At 70.3% G+C, this 17,318-nt stretch carries 14 protein-coding genes; 9 read left to right on the top strand and 5 right to left on the bottom strand.

Annotation, left to right across the window (positions count from 1 at the left end):
* Positions 1 to 75: 75 nt before the first annotated feature.
* Positions 76 to 1,533 carry an NCS2 family permease gene (locus CRP56_RS33365; RefSeq protein WP_097270362.1) on the top strand — a complete coding sequence of 486 codons (1,458 nt, stop codon included), beginning with the start codon at positions 76 to 78 and terminating at the stop codon, positions 1,531 to 1,533.
* Positions 1,534 to 1,572: 39 nt separating this feature from the next.
* Positions 1,573 to 2,727, top strand: coding sequence for an XdhC family protein (locus CRP56_RS33370; protein ID WP_097270364.1), 1,155 nt, complete (start codon positions 1,573 to 1,575; stop codon positions 2,725 to 2,727).
* Here CRP56_RS33370 and CRP56_RS33375 read toward each other — a convergent pair.
* Positions 2,676 to 4,460, bottom strand: a complete 1,785-nt coding sequence (locus CRP56_RS33375) for a hypothetical protein (RefSeq protein ID WP_097270366.1) — start codon at positions 4,458 to 4,460, stop codon at positions 2,676 to 2,678. The genes CRP56_RS33370 and CRP56_RS33375 overlap by 52 nt on opposite strands.
* Positions 4,461 to 4,506: 46 nt before the next feature.
* Here CRP56_RS33375 and CRP56_RS33380 point away from each other — a divergent pair, with 46 nt between their 5' ends.
* From CRP56_RS33380 to rpsA, 3 genes are all read left to right on the top strand, one after another.
* Entirely contained in the window at positions 4,507 to 5,970 is a 1,464-nt protein-coding gene (locus tag CRP56_RS33380) for a hypothetical protein (RefSeq protein WP_143664963.1), read from the top strand.
* Between the two features lie 156 nt (positions 5,971 to 6,126).
* Positions 6,127 to 6,966, top strand: coding sequence for a hypothetical protein (locus CRP56_RS33385; RefSeq protein ID WP_097270371.1), 840 nt, complete (start codon positions 6,127 to 6,129; stop codon positions 6,964 to 6,966).
* Between the two features lie 1,237 nt (positions 6,967 to 8,203).
* On the top strand, positions 8,204 to 9,667 hold the full coding sequence (rpsA, locus tag CRP56_RS33390; RefSeq protein ID WP_097274691.1) for a 30S ribosomal protein S1: 1,464 nt from the start codon (positions 8,204 to 8,206) through the stop codon (positions 9,665 to 9,667).
* Between the two features lie 20 nt (positions 9,668 to 9,687).
* Here rpsA and CRP56_RS33395 read toward each other — a convergent pair whose 3' ends face one another.
* Positions 9,688 to 10,128, bottom strand: coding sequence for an Immediate-early protein 2 (locus tag CRP56_RS33395; protein ID WP_097270373.1), 441 nt, complete (start codon positions 10,126 to 10,128; stop codon positions 9,688 to 9,690).
* Positions 10,129 to 10,313: 185 nt separating this feature from the next.
* Here CRP56_RS33395 and CRP56_RS33400 point away from each other — a divergent pair, with 185 nt between their 5' ends.
* Entirely contained in the window at positions 10,314 to 11,327 is a 1,014-nt protein-coding gene (locus CRP56_RS33400) for a DUF2278 family protein (RefSeq protein WP_097270375.1), read from the top strand.
* 183 nt (positions 11,328 to 11,510) lie between these two features.
* Here the strand turns inward: CRP56_RS33400 and CRP56_RS33405 are convergent, their stop codons facing one another.
* Entirely contained in the window at positions 11,511 to 12,953 is a 1,443-nt protein-coding gene (locus tag CRP56_RS33405) for a family 43 glycosylhydrolase (RefSeq protein ID WP_257041364.1), read from the bottom strand.
* Between the two features lie 191 nt (positions 12,954 to 13,144).
* Between CRP56_RS33405 and CRP56_RS33410 the strand changes: the two genes are divergently transcribed.
* From CRP56_RS33410 to CRP56_RS33420, 3 genes are read left to right on the top strand one after another with little or no spacing between them, the layout of a single operon-like run.
* Complete coding sequence (locus CRP56_RS33410; protein ID WP_097270379.1) at positions 13,145 to 13,564, top strand: (2Fe-2S) ferredoxin domain-containing protein; 420 nt, start codon at positions 13,145 to 13,147, stop codon at positions 13,562 to 13,564.
* A gap of 54 nt (positions 13,565 to 13,618) precedes the next feature.
* On the top strand, positions 13,619 to 14,386 hold the full coding sequence (locus CRP56_RS33415; RefSeq protein ID WP_097270381.1) for a class I SAM-dependent DNA methyltransferase: 768 nt from the start codon (positions 13,619 to 13,621) through the stop codon (positions 14,384 to 14,386).
* A gap of 33 nt (positions 14,387 to 14,419) precedes the next feature.
* Complete coding sequence (locus tag CRP56_RS33420; protein WP_097270383.1) at positions 14,420 to 15,115, top strand: alpha/beta fold hydrolase; 696 nt, start codon at positions 14,420 to 14,422, stop codon at positions 15,113 to 15,115.
* Between the two features lie 12 nt (positions 15,116 to 15,127).
* Here the strand turns inward: CRP56_RS33420 and CRP56_RS33425 are convergent, their stop codons facing one another.
* Complete coding sequence (locus tag CRP56_RS33425; RefSeq protein WP_097270385.1) at positions 15,128 to 16,243, bottom strand: FAD-dependent oxidoreductase; 1,116 nt, start codon at positions 16,241 to 16,243, stop codon at positions 15,128 to 15,130.
* Between the two features lie 41 nt (positions 16,244 to 16,284).
* Positions 16,285 to 17,313 (bottom strand): L-idonate 5-dehydrogenase, encoded by a 1,029-nt coding sequence (locus CRP56_RS33430; protein WP_097270387.1) that lies wholly within the window; start codon positions 17,311 to 17,313, stop codon positions 16,285 to 16,287.
* Between the last annotated feature and the right edge of the window lie 5 nt (positions 17,314 to 17,318).

The following is a 17,318-nucleotide window of genomic DNA, read 5'->3' on the forward strand; positions in this document are numbered from 1 at the left end:
CGAAGCACCTTCCCAAATCCCGCAGCCGCAGAGGCGGTTGGCGGGGGCCCCTGTGAACCTTGGGAGTAGGCCCACATGACCCAGCAGTCACTGGAGCCAAAGACCGTTGCCGACGACGCGGGAGCAGGCACCCGCGTCCCGGCCGGACGGTCCTGGCTCGACCGGTACTTTCACATATCCCAGCGAGGATCGACGGTCGCGCGCGAGGTGCGCGGCGGCGTCACCACCTTCATGGCGATGGCGTACATCCTCCTGCTCAACCCCCTGATCCTGTCCGGCAAGGACGCGGCGGGGGACACGCTCGGCCAGAAGGCCCTCATCACCGCGACCGCGTTCGCGGCGGCCTTCACCACGCTGCTGATGGGTTTCTTCGGCAAGGTGCCGCTCGCCCTCGCCGCCGGCCTCTCCGTCTCCGGCGTCCTGTCCTCGCAGGTCGCCCCGCAGATGACCTGGCCGCAGGCCATGGGCATGTGCGTGATGTACGGCGTCGTCATCATGCTGCTGGTCGTCACCGGCCTGCGCGAGATGATCATGAACGCCATCCCGCTGGCCCTCAAGCACGCGATCACCATGGGCATCGGCCTGTTCGTCGCCCTGATCGGCTTCTACAAGGCCGGCTTCGTCCACCAGGGCAAGGCGACCCCGGTGACCCTGGGCCCGACGGGCGAACTGGCCGGCTGGCCGGTCCTGCTCTTCGCCGCGACCCTGCTCGCGATCTTCATGCTCCAGGCCCGAGGCGTCCCCGGCGCCATCCTGATCGGCATCGTCGGCGGCACGGTCCTGGCCGTCGTCCTCAACGCCCTCGACGTGATCGCCCCCGGGCAGTGGGCGAGCGGCGCCCCCGAACTCCACGGCAGCGCGGTCTCGATGCCGGACTTCTCGATCTTCGGTGACGTCGAGTTCGGCGGCTGGGGCGAGGTGGGCGCGATGACGGTCGGCATGATCGTCTTCACCCTGGTCCTGGCGGGCTTCTTCGACGCGATGGCGACGATCATCGGCGTCGGCACGGAGGCCAAGCTGGCCGACGAGCAGGGCCGGATGCCGGGACTGTCGAAGGCGCTGTTCATCGACGGCGCGGGCGGCGCGATCGGCGGCGTGGCGGGAGCCTCGGGCCAGACGGTGTTCGTGGAGTCGGCGACGGGGGTGGGCGAAGGCGCCCGAACTGGTCTGTCGTCGGTGGTGACCGGGCTGTTCTTCGCCGCTTGCCTCTTCTTCACCCCGCTGACGGCGATCGTGCCCGGCGAGGTGGCGGCGGCGGCCCTGGTGGTCATCGGCGCGATGATGATGATGAACGCGCGGCACGTGGACTGGGCGGACCGCGCGACGGCGATCCCGGTCTTCCTGACGGTCGTGATCATGCCGTTCACGTACTCGATCACGGCGGGCGTCGCGGCGGGCGTCATCTCGTACGTCGCCATCAAGGTCGCCCAGGGCAAGGCAAGGGAGATCGGGGCATTCATGTGGGCCCTCACACTGATCTTCTTCGTCTATTTCGCCCTCAATCCCATTGAGAGCTGGATGGGCGTGCACTAGCGCCGCCCTTCTCCCCACCTTCCGTTAGGAGACCGAGAGATGCTGGACATCGCCGAAGAGCTGCACCGGTGGGTCGAGCAGGGACGCGACTTCGCCGTGGCCACCGTGGTGGCCGTCGGCGGCAGCGCCCCTCGCCAGCCCGGCGCCGCCCTCGCGGTCGACGCCGACGGCACGGCGATCGGCTCGGTCTCCGGCGGTTGCGTGGAGGGCGCGGTGTACGAGCTGTGCCGGCAGGCGCTGGAGGACGGCGAGACGGTCCTGGAACGCTTCGGCTACAGCGACGACGACGCCTTCGCGGTCGGCCTGACCTGCGGCGGCATCATCGACATCCTGGTGACGCCGGTACGGGCGGGAGACCCGGTCCGCGACGTCATCACGGCAGGCCTGGCCGCCGCGTCGAGCGGCGAGGCGGCGGCACTGGCTCGCGTGGTGTCGGGGCCGGCGGAGCTGCTGGGACGGGCGCTGCTCGTGCGTACGGAGACCGGCTACGCCGGCGGCTACGGCGCCCACCCCGAGCTGGACCGCACGGTCGCGGCGGAGGCGGCCGCGTTCCTGGACGCGGGCCGCACGGGCACGCTGGAGATTGGAGAACGGGGCTCACGCTGCGGAGCCCCGCTCACGATCCTGGTCGAGTCCTCGGTCCCGGCCCCCCGAATGATCGTCTTCGGCGCGATCGACTTCGCGTCGGCGCTGGTACGGGTCGGCAAGTTCCTCGGCTACCACGTCACAGTGTGCGACGCGCGCCCCGTGTTCGCGACGAGGACCCGCTTCCCGGAGGCGGACGAGATCGTGGTGGAGTGGCCGCACAAGTACCTGGAGCGGACGCCGGTGGACGCCCGTACTGTCCTGTGCGTCCTGACCCACGACGCGAAGTTCGACATACCCCTGCTCCAACTCGCCCTGCGCCTGCCGGTCGCCTACATCGGCGCGATGGGCTCCCGCCGAACCCACCTGGACCGCAACGAACGCCTGCGTGAAGTCGGCGTGACGGAACTGGAGCTGGCCCGACTGCGCTCCCCGATCGGCCTGGACCTCGGGGCACGGACGCCGGAGGAGACAGCGTTGTCGATCGGCGCGGAGATCGTCGCCAATCGGCGCGGGGGGAGCGGGGTGTCACTGACCGGCGCGCACACGCCGATCCATCACGACGTGACGTCTTCGACGCCGACTGGGCGGATCGGGTCGGTGGCCTGAGGGGCTGCGGCTCTGCTGACGGCGTCGAGAAGGTCGTCCAGGGCCTTCACGACGTTGGTGAACGTCGGCGGCATCTCCGTCGCCGTGGCCAGCGCCAAGATCCGCAAGTTGTTGTCCAGGACCTGTACCAGTGCGGCTGTCTCATTAGCCACCGATCGCAGCGCGTCCCGAACGTGCAGTAGAGGCCCAGGGGCCACGTCACCTCCCAGGCGAGACTCCAGGAACAAAGGCTCGCCCAGAACCTGCCTGAAATGCGTGGCGCGACGGCTGATCGCCAGCATGTCCGCCGACCGAAGCTGACTGAGGCGGATGCCCTCCAGTTGCTTCCGGGTACGCGAGAAACCCGTCCAGATCTCCTGGAGCACCTCCCGCCCTGTGCTGTGTGACGCTGGTTCCGCGACTACGTTGGCGGGCACGGCGCCCTTCGTCGGCACCTCCGCCCCGTCACGTACCACCGGTCGTCGCAACCGGGTGGCGACTCGGCCGTTGAACGCCGGTACCTCCAGCCGCGCCTGGTCCAGGAGCGGTGCGCTGTCGGGGAACTTCGCGTTCATCGACTCCAGATACGCCGCACCGGCCTCCGCCGCGAGCCGGTAGAACCACCAGCGGTCGCAGTCGGGGTACCAGCGACGTGAGGTCACCATCAGTGCACATGCCTGGAGCGCCAGAGACCACTGCTGCTGCCGCCAGCCGGGATTGATCTGCTTGTCGCTGCCCCAATCGACCATCGCCTGCCGTACCCCGGTCATCAGGGCGACCAGCCCCTGGGGAAGCAGTTGTCCCTCGCAGCGTGGATCGGGACGGACGAGTGCGTTGATCAGCTCCAGCCGGGCCGCGCCGGACAGATGCGGGAGGAAGCCGTCCGCGATGAGGCACATCAGCAGGTGCAGAGGGTCCCTGGCCAGGAGCGCGTTCTCGTCGAACCGGGACAGGTCCACGAGCCAGAACTCGTCCGAGGAGGCGGCGTCCCGCACCGGCACCATGATGTTGCCCGGATGCAGATCGCCGTGTGCGCGACCCCGCATGGCGAACCGAACGCGGTGTGTTCCGAACGGCGAATCGGCGCCCAGGAACATGGGGTTGGGCAGGGGGCGCGAGCCCGCAGCCAACGAGAACCACGCTTGGCTCTCCCACTCCGGCCCGAGCCATTCGCGTACCCACGAGCTCAACGGGCCGTGTGGTTCGAGGCGTCTGCCCAATAGCTCCGTGACGAACTCCGCGGCCGTCAGTCTTTTCTCGGAGGGTCGGGCTGTCGGGTTCCAGCCGGCGAGGACCTGCCGGACGATCTCGGCCGCGACGCGGGGCAACCGCGGGGAGAGCCTCAGGTTCGCCAGGGTCTCGGTGTCCACCTCCCCGTCTCCCGCGGGGTATTGGAACATCACCCATGAGCCGTCCGGCATCTTCCAGTGGAAGTCAAGTCCCAGGTCGACAAGGTGGCGGTCGATGAAGTCCTGGGTGTCCGGAACCCCGCTCTTCAGCGCCAACAGGTGATTGGGTGGCTCGGCGATGGCGTCGGGGGACGGTGCGATGAGCTTGATGATCCTCATCCCTTCGCGGAACCGGCCCACGTCCCCGCGGAGATAGGCCGAAACGAGCCTCCCGCCACTGTGACCAGTGTCGTGCAACTCCGGGTCGTCCAAGGCCAGTTTGTTCATCGCCAGCCACTCGGCGAACGGCCCGTCCACGGCTTTGTCGCCGAATACCTCGGGGATCTCGGGTGCAGGATGCTCCATGGAATCAGTATGAAGGGACGACCAACGGACCGACGGGGGATGGACCATGGCACGCAGCGGGGGAATCCGGCGCTCGAACCGCACGCCCGTGCTCTCCGGCACGGTCGCCGCCGCGACGCTGATTGCCGCGATGCTTGCGCGGGATACGGCCGCGGGACCGCCGCATCACTTCGAAGGGTTGCGCGTCACAGGCTCCTTTGACCTCGGCCACCGTCGCCTCCAACGGGCACTCGCGCTCGTCGACTGCGTCTTCGAGGAACCCGTCGACCTGACCGGGCTCGCGGCCCCCGCCCTTGACCTGTCCGGTTCCAGGCTGCCCACCCTGAGGGCGGACCGACTGGTCGTCGACGGCGAAGTCCGGCTGGCTGGGGCGCGGGTGGGGGACGGCAGCGATGAACCCCGGCCCATGACCGATCCCTCGGAGAGCGGGGATGGTATGCGCATGCCGCGACGACTCCAGGAGGGGGAGGTCGCGGGGGCGATCGGCCTCGCGGACGCGCGGATCGGCGGCAACCTCGTACTCGAAGGGATGACGGTGCCTCACAGCGAGGCCTGGTCGTTGCTCGCGCCGCGTCTTACCGTCGCCGGCTCACTGCAGGCGCGCGGGCTGGACACCACGGGGGCGCTCTATCTGCGGGACGCACGCGTCACCTACGCCGTGAACCTCCACGCCGCCTCGGTGGGCGGCATTGACGCCACCGGACTCGTCTGCGGTGGCGGGTTCTACGCGGACTGGGGATTCCGCAGCACCGGGCAACTCCTGCTGCGGGCCGCCGAGATCGGCGGAGTGGTCACCCTGCACGACGCCGTGCTGGCCGAGCCCGCGGGGTCGCTGCTGGCCGCCCGGCTGCGGGTGCCGCGCCTCCGCCTCGACCTGCGGGAGCGGCCCGCGGGCCGGGTGGTGCTCCAGGACGCCGTGGTCGACGTACTGGTGGACGCCGAGGCCACTTGGCCCGCACCCGGCGCACTGTCCCTGGAGGGCTTCGTCTACCGGCGCCTGGAGACCGAGCGTCCCGTCGAAGTGCGGTCCCGCATAGGGTGGTTGACCCGAGATGCCCGGGTCGGTGCGGGTGCTTTCGAGCAACTGGCGACGTCGTACCAGAACGGCGGCGACGAACGCTCCGCCCGCATGGTACGGCACGCCCGCGAGCGTCATCTCAGCCGCAACGACCGCTTGTCCGGGCGGTTTTGGGGACTCGTCCAGGACACGCTGTTCGGCTACGGCTACGCACCTCGCCGCGCTCTGGTCTGGCTGCTGTCGCTGGCGACACTGGGCGCCCTGTGGTTCGCGCATCACCGGCCGCAGCCCGTCGGCGGAAGCAGCAGCCGGGCCTGGGACCCCGTCCTGTACAGCCTCGACCTGCTCGTGCCCGTCGCGAGCCTCGGTTACCGCGGCGCGTGGGATCCGACGGGAGCGAGCAAGGCCGTGGCGGTCTTCCTCGTCGTCTCCGGGTGGGTCCTGGCCACGGCGGTGATCGCGGGCGCCCGCCGGGTACTGGGCCGGGGCTGAACTCCTGGGCCCAGAAAGGGAGAAGGGGCGCTCAATCGGCACGAACACGCCCTGCCGCTAGTACTCTCGTAGCAGGCGCCGCCGACGCACCACGAGGCGGCGCACTGTGTTTGACACGGCCCCGGCGTCGCCGATGAGCAGGACCTGAGGTACTCGATGGGACACGACGATTACTGGGTGGCACTGTCCCACGAGGGAGCCCTGCTCGGTGGTGGGTTCTTTCTGGCCAGGTCCTATGTGCTCACCACGACAGCCTGCGTCCAGGGCCTGGTGCCCGGGGACCGGATCGACCTGCACACGTCCGCCGGCGCGGTACTGACGGGCATGGTCTACGAGGTGGCGGAGGACGTCGGACTCGCCCTGGTCAGCTTCCTGCCGGACCCGCGTGTCGACTACGCGACGCCGTTGACCGACCACGCCGTCAAGGGCGACGACTGGCGGGCGCCCTATCGTCCCGGACCGGTGGCGGCGGGCCTCAGAGGCACCGTGGACGAGATATCGCCCGACCGGCGGATCGGAGACGGGCGCCCGGTCCACGTCATCGAGCTCGCCTTGGACCGGGCCGTCCACGACTACGCCGGATACGCCGGTGGTCCGGTGGAGCGGCGCACCGATGGAAAGGTCCCCGCGGTCGTCGGCATCGTCCTCGACCCCGCCCTCGCACGGCGGCTGCGCGACGGAGCGGAGAACGCCGTGGCGGCGGGTGCCATCAGCTCGGCGGTCGAGGTGTTCGAAGCGCTGTCGGCCGAGAACCAGTTGAGACTGCTGCTTGGCGCTCCACCGCAGGATGCGGGCCCGGATGCCGAATCTCCGCCCGATGAGTGGCCGGCACCGGACGGCAGGACCAGCAGGAAGTACGCCTCCGGGATGTCCCTGCTCCGCGGATTCAAGCGGGCGGAGGCCGAAGGCGTCGTGGAGGCCTGGGACTTGGCGCCCGTGCAGCTACGCGTCCTTCACGAGATCGTGGACACGTGGGAGGAGGAATTCCGTGATTGACTCCTTCAGCGCCGCAGTAGTGTGCGCCGAAGAGGCGCTCGCCGATCCGGACGGCCTCCGGTTCACCCACGTGCCGTCCTTGATGGGGTTCGTGACGACCCTGAATCCCGAGCTCAACCCCGCCGCGTGGACCGCGGAGGAGCTCGCCGAGGGCATACACCTGGGCCGGCTGCTGCGGGACCTGGGGCTGCGCCACGAAGCGGCGCGGCTGTTCGACGCGCTGAACGCCTATGTCCATCAGCACTTGGAGATCGGCGGGGCGCTCGCGCTGGCCAACGCCCTCGCGTCGGTGGGCATGTCCCTGGGGCGGCGGGAAGAGGTCCACCGGCTTCTGCTGGACGCGCTGGCGGCGGACCACGCCGGCGAGGCGCTGCTGGACCTCACCACGTGGACCAATCTGGCCGCTGTCGTGCTGAGTCTTGGTGACAGGGGAACCGCCCGCCTCATGGCAGGCCAGGCCCAGTCGTTGCTCGCCTCGGTCGATCCAGCCCGCAGCCGGGCGGCGCGCGAACTGCTGGCCACCGTGCAACTGCACCTCGGACTCGATCAGCCTGCGGTGCTTCGTGGGGACCAGGCCCTGTCCGAACTGGGCGAGAGTGCCTGGCAGTTGGTCCGTCAGCTGAGGGAGAACAGCCCCCGTGCCTTCCTTTCCGTCGCCAACCTCGCCGTGGCCCGCATGGGAGCCGCCCTGCGGAGGGCGGATCGCCAAGCCCTGGAGACGGCCGTCCAGGTCCTGGAGGTGGCCGCGCAGAGGCTCGCCGCTCTGCTCGGCGCTGATCACCCCCAGGCCCTTGGTGTGCAGGCCGATCTGGCCGCGGCCCAGGTGGAGGCGGCCCGGGTGGCCCGTTCACCCGCCCGCCTGGACCGAGCCGTCGGGCAACTCGCCTCCATCACCCGGAGACTGGAGGCACGGCTGGGCCCCGAGCACGCCCGTTCGGTGGCGGCGCTGGGCAACCTCGTCACGGCCCAGGTCGAGACCGTACGCGCCCTGGAGGAACCCGGCAGGGCCGAGCGCACCGCCGAGGTTCTGGCCGAACAGGCGCGGCGCGCAGGCAGGTTGCTCGGCGAGGCACATCCGGTGACCCGGCTGGCTCAGGCCTCCGCACACGCCTGCCGCAGGATGGCCGCCGAGGACGACGGGCGAGATGCCGGAGGGTCGACAGCGCTGCTGACGTTGACCAGCGCGCCCCGCGACTGGGCGACCGAGGGCGCCGAGTACCGGTCGTACGACGAGGCGATGCGACAGCTGACCCGGCACATCCCGCAGGTTGCGGTCAACGACATCGGTGACGGGGAAGCCTTCCTCGCCGCGATCGACATGACGATCAAGTACTTCAACGACGGCGACATCGTCGACGGCGTCGTCGTGAAGGTCGACCGGGACGAGGTTCTGCTCGACATCGGTTACAAGACCGAAGGTGTCATCCCGAGCCGCGAGCTCTCGATCAAGCACGACGTCGACCCGCACGAGATCGTGGCGGTGGGCGATGCGATCGAGGCCGTGGTCCTGCAGAAGGAGGACAAGGAAGGCCGCCTGATCCTCTCGATGAAGCGCGCCCAGTACGAGCGTGCCTGGGGCATCGTCGAGAAGATCAAGGAAGAGGACGGCATCGTCACCGGTACCGTCATCGAGGTCGTCAAGGGTGGTCTCATCCTCGACATCGGGTTGCGCGGTTTCCTGCCGTCCTCCCTGGTGGAGATGCGCCGCATTCGCGACCTGAAACCCTATGTGGGCAAGGAACTGGAAGCGAAGATCATCGAGTTGGACAAGGCCCGCAACAACGTGGTCCTGTCCCGCCGTGCCTGGCTGGAGCAGACCCAGTCCGAGGCCCGCCAGACGTTCCTCACGACCCTACAGAAGGGTCAGGTCCGTTCCGGTGTGGTCTCCTCGATCGTCAACTTCGGTGCCTTCGTGGACCTGGGTGGCGTCGACGGTCTGGTCCACGTCTCCGAGCTGTCCTGGAAGCACATCGACCACCCGTCCGAGGTTGTCGAGGTCGGCCAGGAAGTCACCGTCGAGGTCCTCGACGTCGACATGGACCGCGAGCGTGTCTCCCTGTCGCTGAAGGCGACGCAGGAGGACCCGTGGCAGCAGTTCGCCCGCACGCACCAGATCGGTCAGGTCGTCCCGGGTAAGGTCACCAAGCTGGTTCCGTTCGGTGCGTTCGTCCGCGTGGACGAGGGCATCGAGGGTCTGGTCCACATCTCCGAGCTGGCCGAGCGCCACGTGGAGATCCCGGAGCAGGTCGTCCAGGTCAACGACGAGATCTTCGTCAAGGTCATCGACATCGACCTCGAGCGTCGTCGCATCAGCCTCTCGCTGAAGCAGGCCAACGAGTCCTTCGGTGCCGACCCGGCCTCGGTCGAGTTCGACCCGACCCTGTACGGCATGGCTGCCTCGTACGACGACCAGGGCAACTACATCTACCCCGAGGGCTTCGACCCCGAGACCAACGACTGGCTCGAGGGCTACGAGAAGCAGCGCGAGGAGTGGGAGCGCCAGTACGCCGAGGCGCAGACCCGCTTCGAGCAGCACCAGCAGCAGGTCATCAGATCACGTGCGGCGGATACGGAGGCCGACGCTGACGTCGTCGAAACAAGGGACGGTCGCGGTTCCGAAGTCATCCAGACGTCGGGCGCCCTCTCCACGGATGAGGCGCTGGCCGCGCTCCGGGAGAAGCTGTCGGGCGGCCGCGGCTGAAACGACCCCGGCCGCCAGCGTCACTGCATCCTCAGCAATCGATTCACCGCCCGCCCGAACACATACCGAGCCACCCGCAGAGTCACCGGATCAACCACCCTCGGCAGAAACCGGAACCCCAACTCCTCCCGCCACACCACCCGGCTCCGCCCACCCGGCCCCACCCCCACCTCGATCTCCGCCCACCCGGTGACGACCCGCCCCCGCTTCTCCAGCCGGCAGAACCCGGCGATCCCTTCCGTCGGCGGGTGCCAGGCCACTACCTCCATGCGGTCGTCGAAAGCCAGTGGGCCCACCCCCGTACGGGCCACGAACACCGTGCCCACCCCCGTCGGGCCCGGCGTCTCGACGGTGACCCGGGTCAGGGGGACCACATCCCCATGGCGGGGCCATTCCGTGAGGCGGCGCCAGGTCTCGGCCCGCGGGAGCGGGACCGTGCGTTCGAGGAAGAAGGTGACCACGCAACGATCTTAAGGAATCCTGGCAGTTCAGCGGCGTATTCGTAGCCGGCTCACAGGGTTGGTGCAGTCGCCGGTCGGCCGACCGGCGTACGTCGACCGGAACGCGCCACCCGGTGGTGCGCACGCGCCCTACGATTTCCCTCACGGACGGGCATTCCGCCCGTCAACAGGGGGAGTTGATCGCCATGCCACTGAAGGCCTACGGCGTACTGATCACCAAGGCTGTCGGCACCCGGCGTGAGGGTGCCACCGACACTCCGCACTACCAGATCCATCTGACGGACGATCAGGGCGTCCACTACCGCGCCGCCGTCAACGTGCTGTCCCAGGAGCGCCCTCCGGAGTTGCTCTACCTCGTCGACGAGGACTTCCGGCACCCCGTCACCGCCCGGCTCGCGGGGCTGGCCAGTGGGTGGAACACCCTGCCGCCCGGCCCCGGCGGGCCCAACCTCGACTTCGTGCGCGGCAATCTCTTCGACCCGGCGAAGATGCGCACCCTGCCCCCGGACCTCCCCGGCGACGGCAACGACCTCGCCGACCTCCTCGACCACTACGTACAGCGGGCCGTCGCCGACCCCGACGCCCGGGTGTATCTCTTCGGCGAGCGCTTCGGGCCCGAACCGGGCGTCAAGGACAAGGTGTTCGGCTTCCTGCCGGGCAACGGCATCCACGACATCCACATGAACCAGGGCAACAGCGGCCGCTTCCGCGCTGACGACGGGGTGTGGCAGGACGGGGGAGTCCTGATCCACTTCCCCGGCCTGGACCGCTGGGTCGGCATCTTCCTCGCCTTCCAGAGCCAGTCCTGGCACACCGACGACGTCACCGGGCACACCCTCGACGACGTCGACGGCAACCGGCCGGAGCCGGGCACCGTGCCCGTGCGGATCGTCGCCGCGCTCGTCAATCCGCCCGGCCCGTCCCCCGAGGCGGAGACCGTCACGCTGCTCAACGCCTCGCCCGACGCCGTCGACCTCACCGGGTGGCGCATCGGCGACCGGCTGGGGCAGAAGTCCCCGGTGCCCGCCGGGACGCTGGCCGCCGGCGCCTGCCTCCTCGTCCCGCTCGCCGAGGGCGGCGCCCAACTCGGCAACCACGGCGGCGAGATCACCCTCTTCGACACCAAGGGACTGAAGGTCCACGGCGTCTCGTACACCAAGGAACAGGCCGCCCGGGAAGGCTGGTCCGTCGTCTTCTGAGCACCGGCCCTCAGCGGTACACCTTCCCCGGCTCCGCCTTCCCCGGCGCCGGCAACTGCGGCCCGGGCGGTGCTGGGCGCGGTCGTGTCGACCTTCGCGCAGCCGGTCAGCGACAGCGCGAGACACGCTGCCGCCGCCGACATCAGCGCCGCTCGGAACCTGTTCGGCCATGCCACGGAGCGGCTACTGGGCGTAGAACGTGGCATCCCCCCGGTCCGTCGCCGTGGCCGGTGTCTGCACATAGAGCAGGTAGTCGTAGTGCCGGACGTACCGGCCGGCGAGGTTGTACGCCTCGTACGAGATCCCCGCCGAGTCCGCCAGCCCGGATCGCTGGTAGAAGCTCGCGTCGGCGGCGAAGGCCGACGTGCCGTCGTTCTTCTCCACCCACACCTCGTAGTTCTTGTGCCGCAGGTAGTAGCCGGGGAAGTTGGCCGACTCCAGCGAGACCGTGCCGGTGCCCGCGAGACCGGTGACGACCCGGAACTGCGAGTCGGCGAGCGGCGCGACGTTCGCCTCGATCTTCGCCCGGTACTCCCAGTGGCGGATGAACCGGTCCGGGAAGTTGTACGAGGAGAAGCGCTTCGGCGTGACGCCGTCGGCGACCGGGATGCCGAAGTCCGGGGTGCCGTCCGCCTTCCAGTAGACCTTCTGCACCCGGGTGCGGCGGTTGGGGTCGTTCAGGGGGTCGCCGCTGATGTCCTTGTAGCCGCGGTCGTGGTAGACGAGGATGTCCGACTTGCCGTCCTCGGACGTGGTGAAGGAGTTGTGGCCCGGCCCGTACTGCGAGGTCGAGGCGTTGCTCTGGAACACCGGTGTCGAACTCTTCGTCCAGGACGCCGGGTTGGTCAGGTCGGCGGTCGCCGACGCGGTCAGCATCCCCAGGCAGTAGTTGGCGTCGGTCGCCGAGGCGGAGTACGTCAGGAAGACCTTGCCGCCGTGCTGGATCACCGCCGGGCCCTCGTTGACCTTGTAGCCGACCGTCTCCCAGGACAGCGTCGGCTGCGACAGTTCGGCCGGAGTCCCTTGAATGGTCCAGGGGTTGGCCATCTTCGCGAGGAAGATGCTGGTGTTGTTGTCCTCCGCCGGGTTGCGCTGCGCCCACGCCAGATACCGCACGCCGTTCACGACGAACGTGGTCGCGTCCAGCGAGAAGCTCTCCCACGTGGTGGTGATCTGGCCCTTCTCGGTCCAGGTCGCCGTCAGCGGGTTGGCGCCGGTGCCTTCGAGGACGTACATGCGGATCGCCCACACGTCACTCGTCGAGCCGGCGGCGAAGTACACGTACCACTTGCCGTCGATGTAGTGGATCTCCGGCGCCCAGATGTGCGCGCCCATCACGCCGCTGCCGTGCTTGGTCCAGATGGTGACCTCGGAGGCCGTGGACAGGCCCTGGAGGGTGGTGGCCCGGCGCAGCACGATGCGGTCGTACTCGGGGACGGTCGCGGTGAAGTAGTAGTAGCCGTCGGTGTGTTTGAAGATGTGCGGGTCGGCTCGCTTCTCGGCGATCGGGTTGGTGTAGGTGACCGCGGGGGAGTCGGGCACGGCGGCCTGGGCGGGGGCGGTGCCCAGCGCCGCGGTGAGCGCCACCAGCAGAGCCAGCAGCAGGCGAACGGCGTTGCGTCTCAAGGGGGTTCTCCTGAGGTGAGTCCGAGGCATACGAGACCGTCCCTGTCCGTAATGTCGAACGTAGTTCGTGATTCCGGTCAGAAGATAGGGAGAGGGCATGTCCCCGTCAACGGTTGTGACGGCCGCGGTCTGAGTGCGCCGTACAAGTACGTACGATCTTGGACGTCGATGTGTCGCCGGGAGGGGATGGCGTGAGCGTGCCGAGAAGCCGGGTCGTGTTCGGGGCCGCCGGTGCCCGGCCGTGCACCCTCGTGCTGTGCCGCGGCTGCTGCTGCGGTGACGCGCGCAAGCACCCGGGGGTCGACCACCAGTGGCAGCTGGACCGGTTGCGGGCCGCCGCCGCGGAGTCCGGGGGCCGGCTCGCGGTCCGTACGACCGACTGCCTGGGCCCCTGCGATCAGGCCAACGTCCTGGTCGTGCAGCCCTCCGGCGAGGGCCGGCGGCGCGGCGGCCGGGCGACCTGGATCGGCTGGTCCGGCGACGACGCCTGCACGGACGACGTCCTGGAGTGGGTGGCGGCCGGCGGCCCCGGCCTGGCCGACCCGCCGGCCACCCTCACCCTCCAGTTCATCAACCCGCCCCGCACGGAACCGCGCCGCTCCCGCCGTTGAGGGCACTGACAAATTCGCGCGCGAGGCCCTCCCCCCGCGCAGTACGGTCCGAGCGTGGACGACGAGGACGGGTACTTCCCAGAGCACATCGCGGCGACCTACGACGAGTCGTTGGCGGACATGTTCCAGCCGGAGTCCGTGCGACCGGCCGTCGACTTCCTGGCCGAACTGGCCGGACTGGCCGGACTGGCCGGACTGGCCGGTCATGGCAGGGCACTTGAGCTCGGCATCGGCACCGGACGCATCGCGCTGCCGCTCGCGGCCCGCGGTGTCCCGGTCCACGGCATCGATCTCTCCCAGGCCATGGTCGCCCGACTGCGCGCCAAGCCGGGCGGTGACGCGATCGGCGTCACGATCGGCGACTTCGCGACGACGAGGGTCGACGGCCCCTTCTCGGTCGCCTACCTCGTCTTCAACACGATCATGAACCTCACCACGCAGGACGCCCAGGTGGCCTGCTTCCGCAACGTCTCCGACCATCTGGCGCCCGGCGGCTGCTTCGTCGTCGAGGTCATGGTCCCCGAACTGCGGAAACTGCCGCCAGGGCAGCACGCCGTACCGTTCCATGTCGGTGCGGAGCGGCTGGGGTTCGACACCTACGACACGGCGACCCAGGCGATGAGTTCGCACCACGTCAGGGTCGCGGACGGGCAGGCGACGTACTTCGAGATCCCCTTCCGCTACGTCTGGCCCGCCGAACTGGACCTGATGGCGCGGCTCGCCGGGCTGCGGCTGCGGGAGCGGTGGGAGGGGTGGACGCGCGAGCCGTTCGGTCACGACAGCGGCCGGCATGTCTCCGTCTGGGAGAAACCCGCACACTGACTGCGGCACACCCACCGGAGCGAAAGGAATTCCGTGCAACTCCACACCCGTGAATGGGGCACCGGCGACCGGACGGCCCTGCTCGTCCACGGCATCATGTCCGACTCCCGCACCTGGCGCCGGGTCGGACCGGCCCTCGCGGGGCGCGGTTACCGGGTGATCGCGGTCGACCTGCGCGGCCACGGCCGCTCCCCGCGCGGCGAGTACACCCCCCAGTACTTCGCGGACGACCTCGTCGACACCTTGCCGACCGGTGCCGACGTGGTCATCGGCCATTCCCTCGGCGGGCTCGCCCTGTCCCTGGCGGTGGAGCGGCTGCGCCCCGCGCGGGCCGTCTACTCCGACCCGGCCTGGGCGTCCCCCGACCCCGAACAGCCGCTGGACCCGGAGGTGTTCGCGTCCGGCAAGAACATCACCCGGGAGCACATAGCCCAGTTCAACCCGCACTGGGACCCCGAGGACGTCGACGTCGAGGTGGCCACGCTGGCCGACTGGGACGCGGACACCTCGTACTTCCTCGACGGCCGCCCCCTCACCGGCTTCGTCCCCGACCGCCCGCTGGTGCCCTCCCTCGTCCAACTCGCCGACCCCAGCTTCCTGGTGGGCGCCGAGGACGTGACGCGGCTGCGGGCGAGCGGCTTCGAGGTCCGTACCGTCACGGGGGCGGGGCACACCATCCACCGCGACGACTTCGACGGGTTCATGAAGTCCCTGGACGGCTGGATCTGACCGGCAGCCCGCTCAGGCCGCCAACTTGCTGTCCCAGTCCAGCAGGTGTTCGAGGTCGTCCTCGCCGGGGCGGGGCGCGCCGGTGGGCCGGCCGCCCCGGGAGAGGGCGCCGCTGACGGTGATGTTGTGTTCCACGCGGGGGCGGCGCAGCGCCTCGTAGCGGGTGAGCGCGGCGTCGAGATCCGGGGCGTCCCGCAGGGACTTGGCGAGGACGACCGCGTCCTCCAGCGCCATCGACGCCCCCTGGCCGGTCGCCGGGGAGGCCGCGTGGGCCGCGTCGCCGACGAGCAGGGTGCGCGCGGAACGCCAAGGAGTGCCGACGGGTATCTCGACGGCGTCGGTGGCGAAGATGTCGTCATGGGTGGCCGCGACGATGTCCGCGGCGGGCCCGGCGTCCGCGCGCAGCAGCTGCACCAGCGGCTCCCGCCACCCGCCGGGCGCCTTCGGCGGTACGTCGGCCACGCGGGCGAACCAGTACGTCTCCCCGTCGGGCGACACCGCGTACCCGAAGGCGGCCCGGCTGCCGCGCACCATGGTGATCTGCTCGGCGGCGCCCGGTGGGCGGGCGGCGCCGGTGTAGCCGTAGAACACGCGCTGCCCGGCGTACTGCGGGAGCACGCCCGGGGCGATGGTCTCCCGGACGGTGGAGTGGAGGCCGTCGGCGCCGACGAGCAGGTCGGCCGTCGCACTGCTGCCGTCCGAGAAGCGGGCGGTGACGCCGTCCGGGCCCTCCTCGACGGCGGTCAGCCGCACCCCGTGCCGGACGTCGAGGCCCCGGCGCGCCGCCTCCGCCTGGAGCGCGGCGTTGAGGTCGCCGCGGCGCACGCACCGGAACCGCAGGCGCGGATCGTCGGCCTCGCCCAGCGGCCCCCGCCCCGCCTCCTCGCCCGCCGCGTCGAGCAGCCGCATCTCGCGCAGCGGGAACCCGACCGCCCGGACGGCGGCGTCGGCGTCGAGCTGAGCCAGCGCCCGCATGCCGTTGCTCGCCAGCGTCAGGAACGCGCCCAGATCCTCGGCCGAGTCGGGATGCGCCTCGTGCACGACGACGTCGGCGCCCGCCTTGTGCAGCGCCAACGCCGTTGCCGTACCGCCGATTCCGCCGCCGATGACCCTCACTCGTATGCGCATGTGAACGAACGTACCCGGGACCACCGCCCCTCCGGGAGCGGTCAGGTGCCCGACAGGTCCAGCAGCACCTTGGAGGCCACCGTGCGGTCCTGGGCCGCGGCGAACGCGGCGACGGACTGGTCCAGCGGGAAGGTGTGCGTCACGACCGGGTCCACGGGCAACCCCTCGGCCAGCAGGGCGAGCGCCTCGTCGAACTCGGTGTCGAAGCGGAAGGCGCCGCGCAGTTCGAGTTCCCGGGTGACCACGACATTGCCCAACAGGCCGATCTCGCCCGGCGGAAGCAGGCCGAGCAGGACGACGGTGCCGCCCCGGTGGACGCGTTCCACACAGGTGCGCAGCCCCGCCGGGGCGCCCGACGCCTCGATCGCGACGTCGAAGTCGCCTGCCCAGGACGGGTCTTCGGGCCGGTCGGCCCGTACCGTCGCCGTGGCGCCGACCGCCGTCGCGATGCGCAGCGGCTCGTCGAAGAGGTCGCTGACGACGACCTCGGCGGCGCCCCGCCGCCGCAGCGCGGCCACGACCAGGCAGCCGATCGGTCCCGCGCCGGTGACGAGGACCCGCTTGCCGTGCACCTCGCCCGCCCGGTTGACGGCGTGCAGCGCCACCGACAGCGGCTCGGCGAGGACGGCACGCCGCAGGCCGAGGCCCGGCGGCAGCGCCCGGATCTGTTCGGCGGGCACGGTGATGGTCTGCGCGAACCCGCCCTGCACGTGCGGGGTGTGGGCGGCGCTGCCGAGATAGCGGGTACGGGCGCAGATGTTGCGCCGCCCGCCGGTGCACTCGGGGCAGGTGCCGCAGGGCGTGGCGGGGTGGACGGCGACGGGGGTGCCCGGTGCCGGGCCGTCGGTGCCGGGGCCGAGGGCGGCGATGTGGCCGACCACCTCGTGGCCCAGCACCATGGGCTCGCGCAGGGCGAAGTCGCCGACCCGGCCCTGGTGGTAGTAGTGCAGGTCGCTGCCGCAGATCCCGCCGAGGGCGACGGCGACCGCGACCTCACCGGCGCCGGGACCGTCGTACGGCCGTTCCTCGACCCGGAGATCACCGGCTCCGTGGACGACACAGGCGTGCATGGGGG

The sequence above is a fragment of the Streptomyces sp. TLI_55 genome, from assembly GCF_900206255.1.
GTDB lineage: Bacteria > Actinomycetota > Actinomycetes > Streptomycetales > Streptomycetaceae > Streptomyces > Streptomyces aquilus.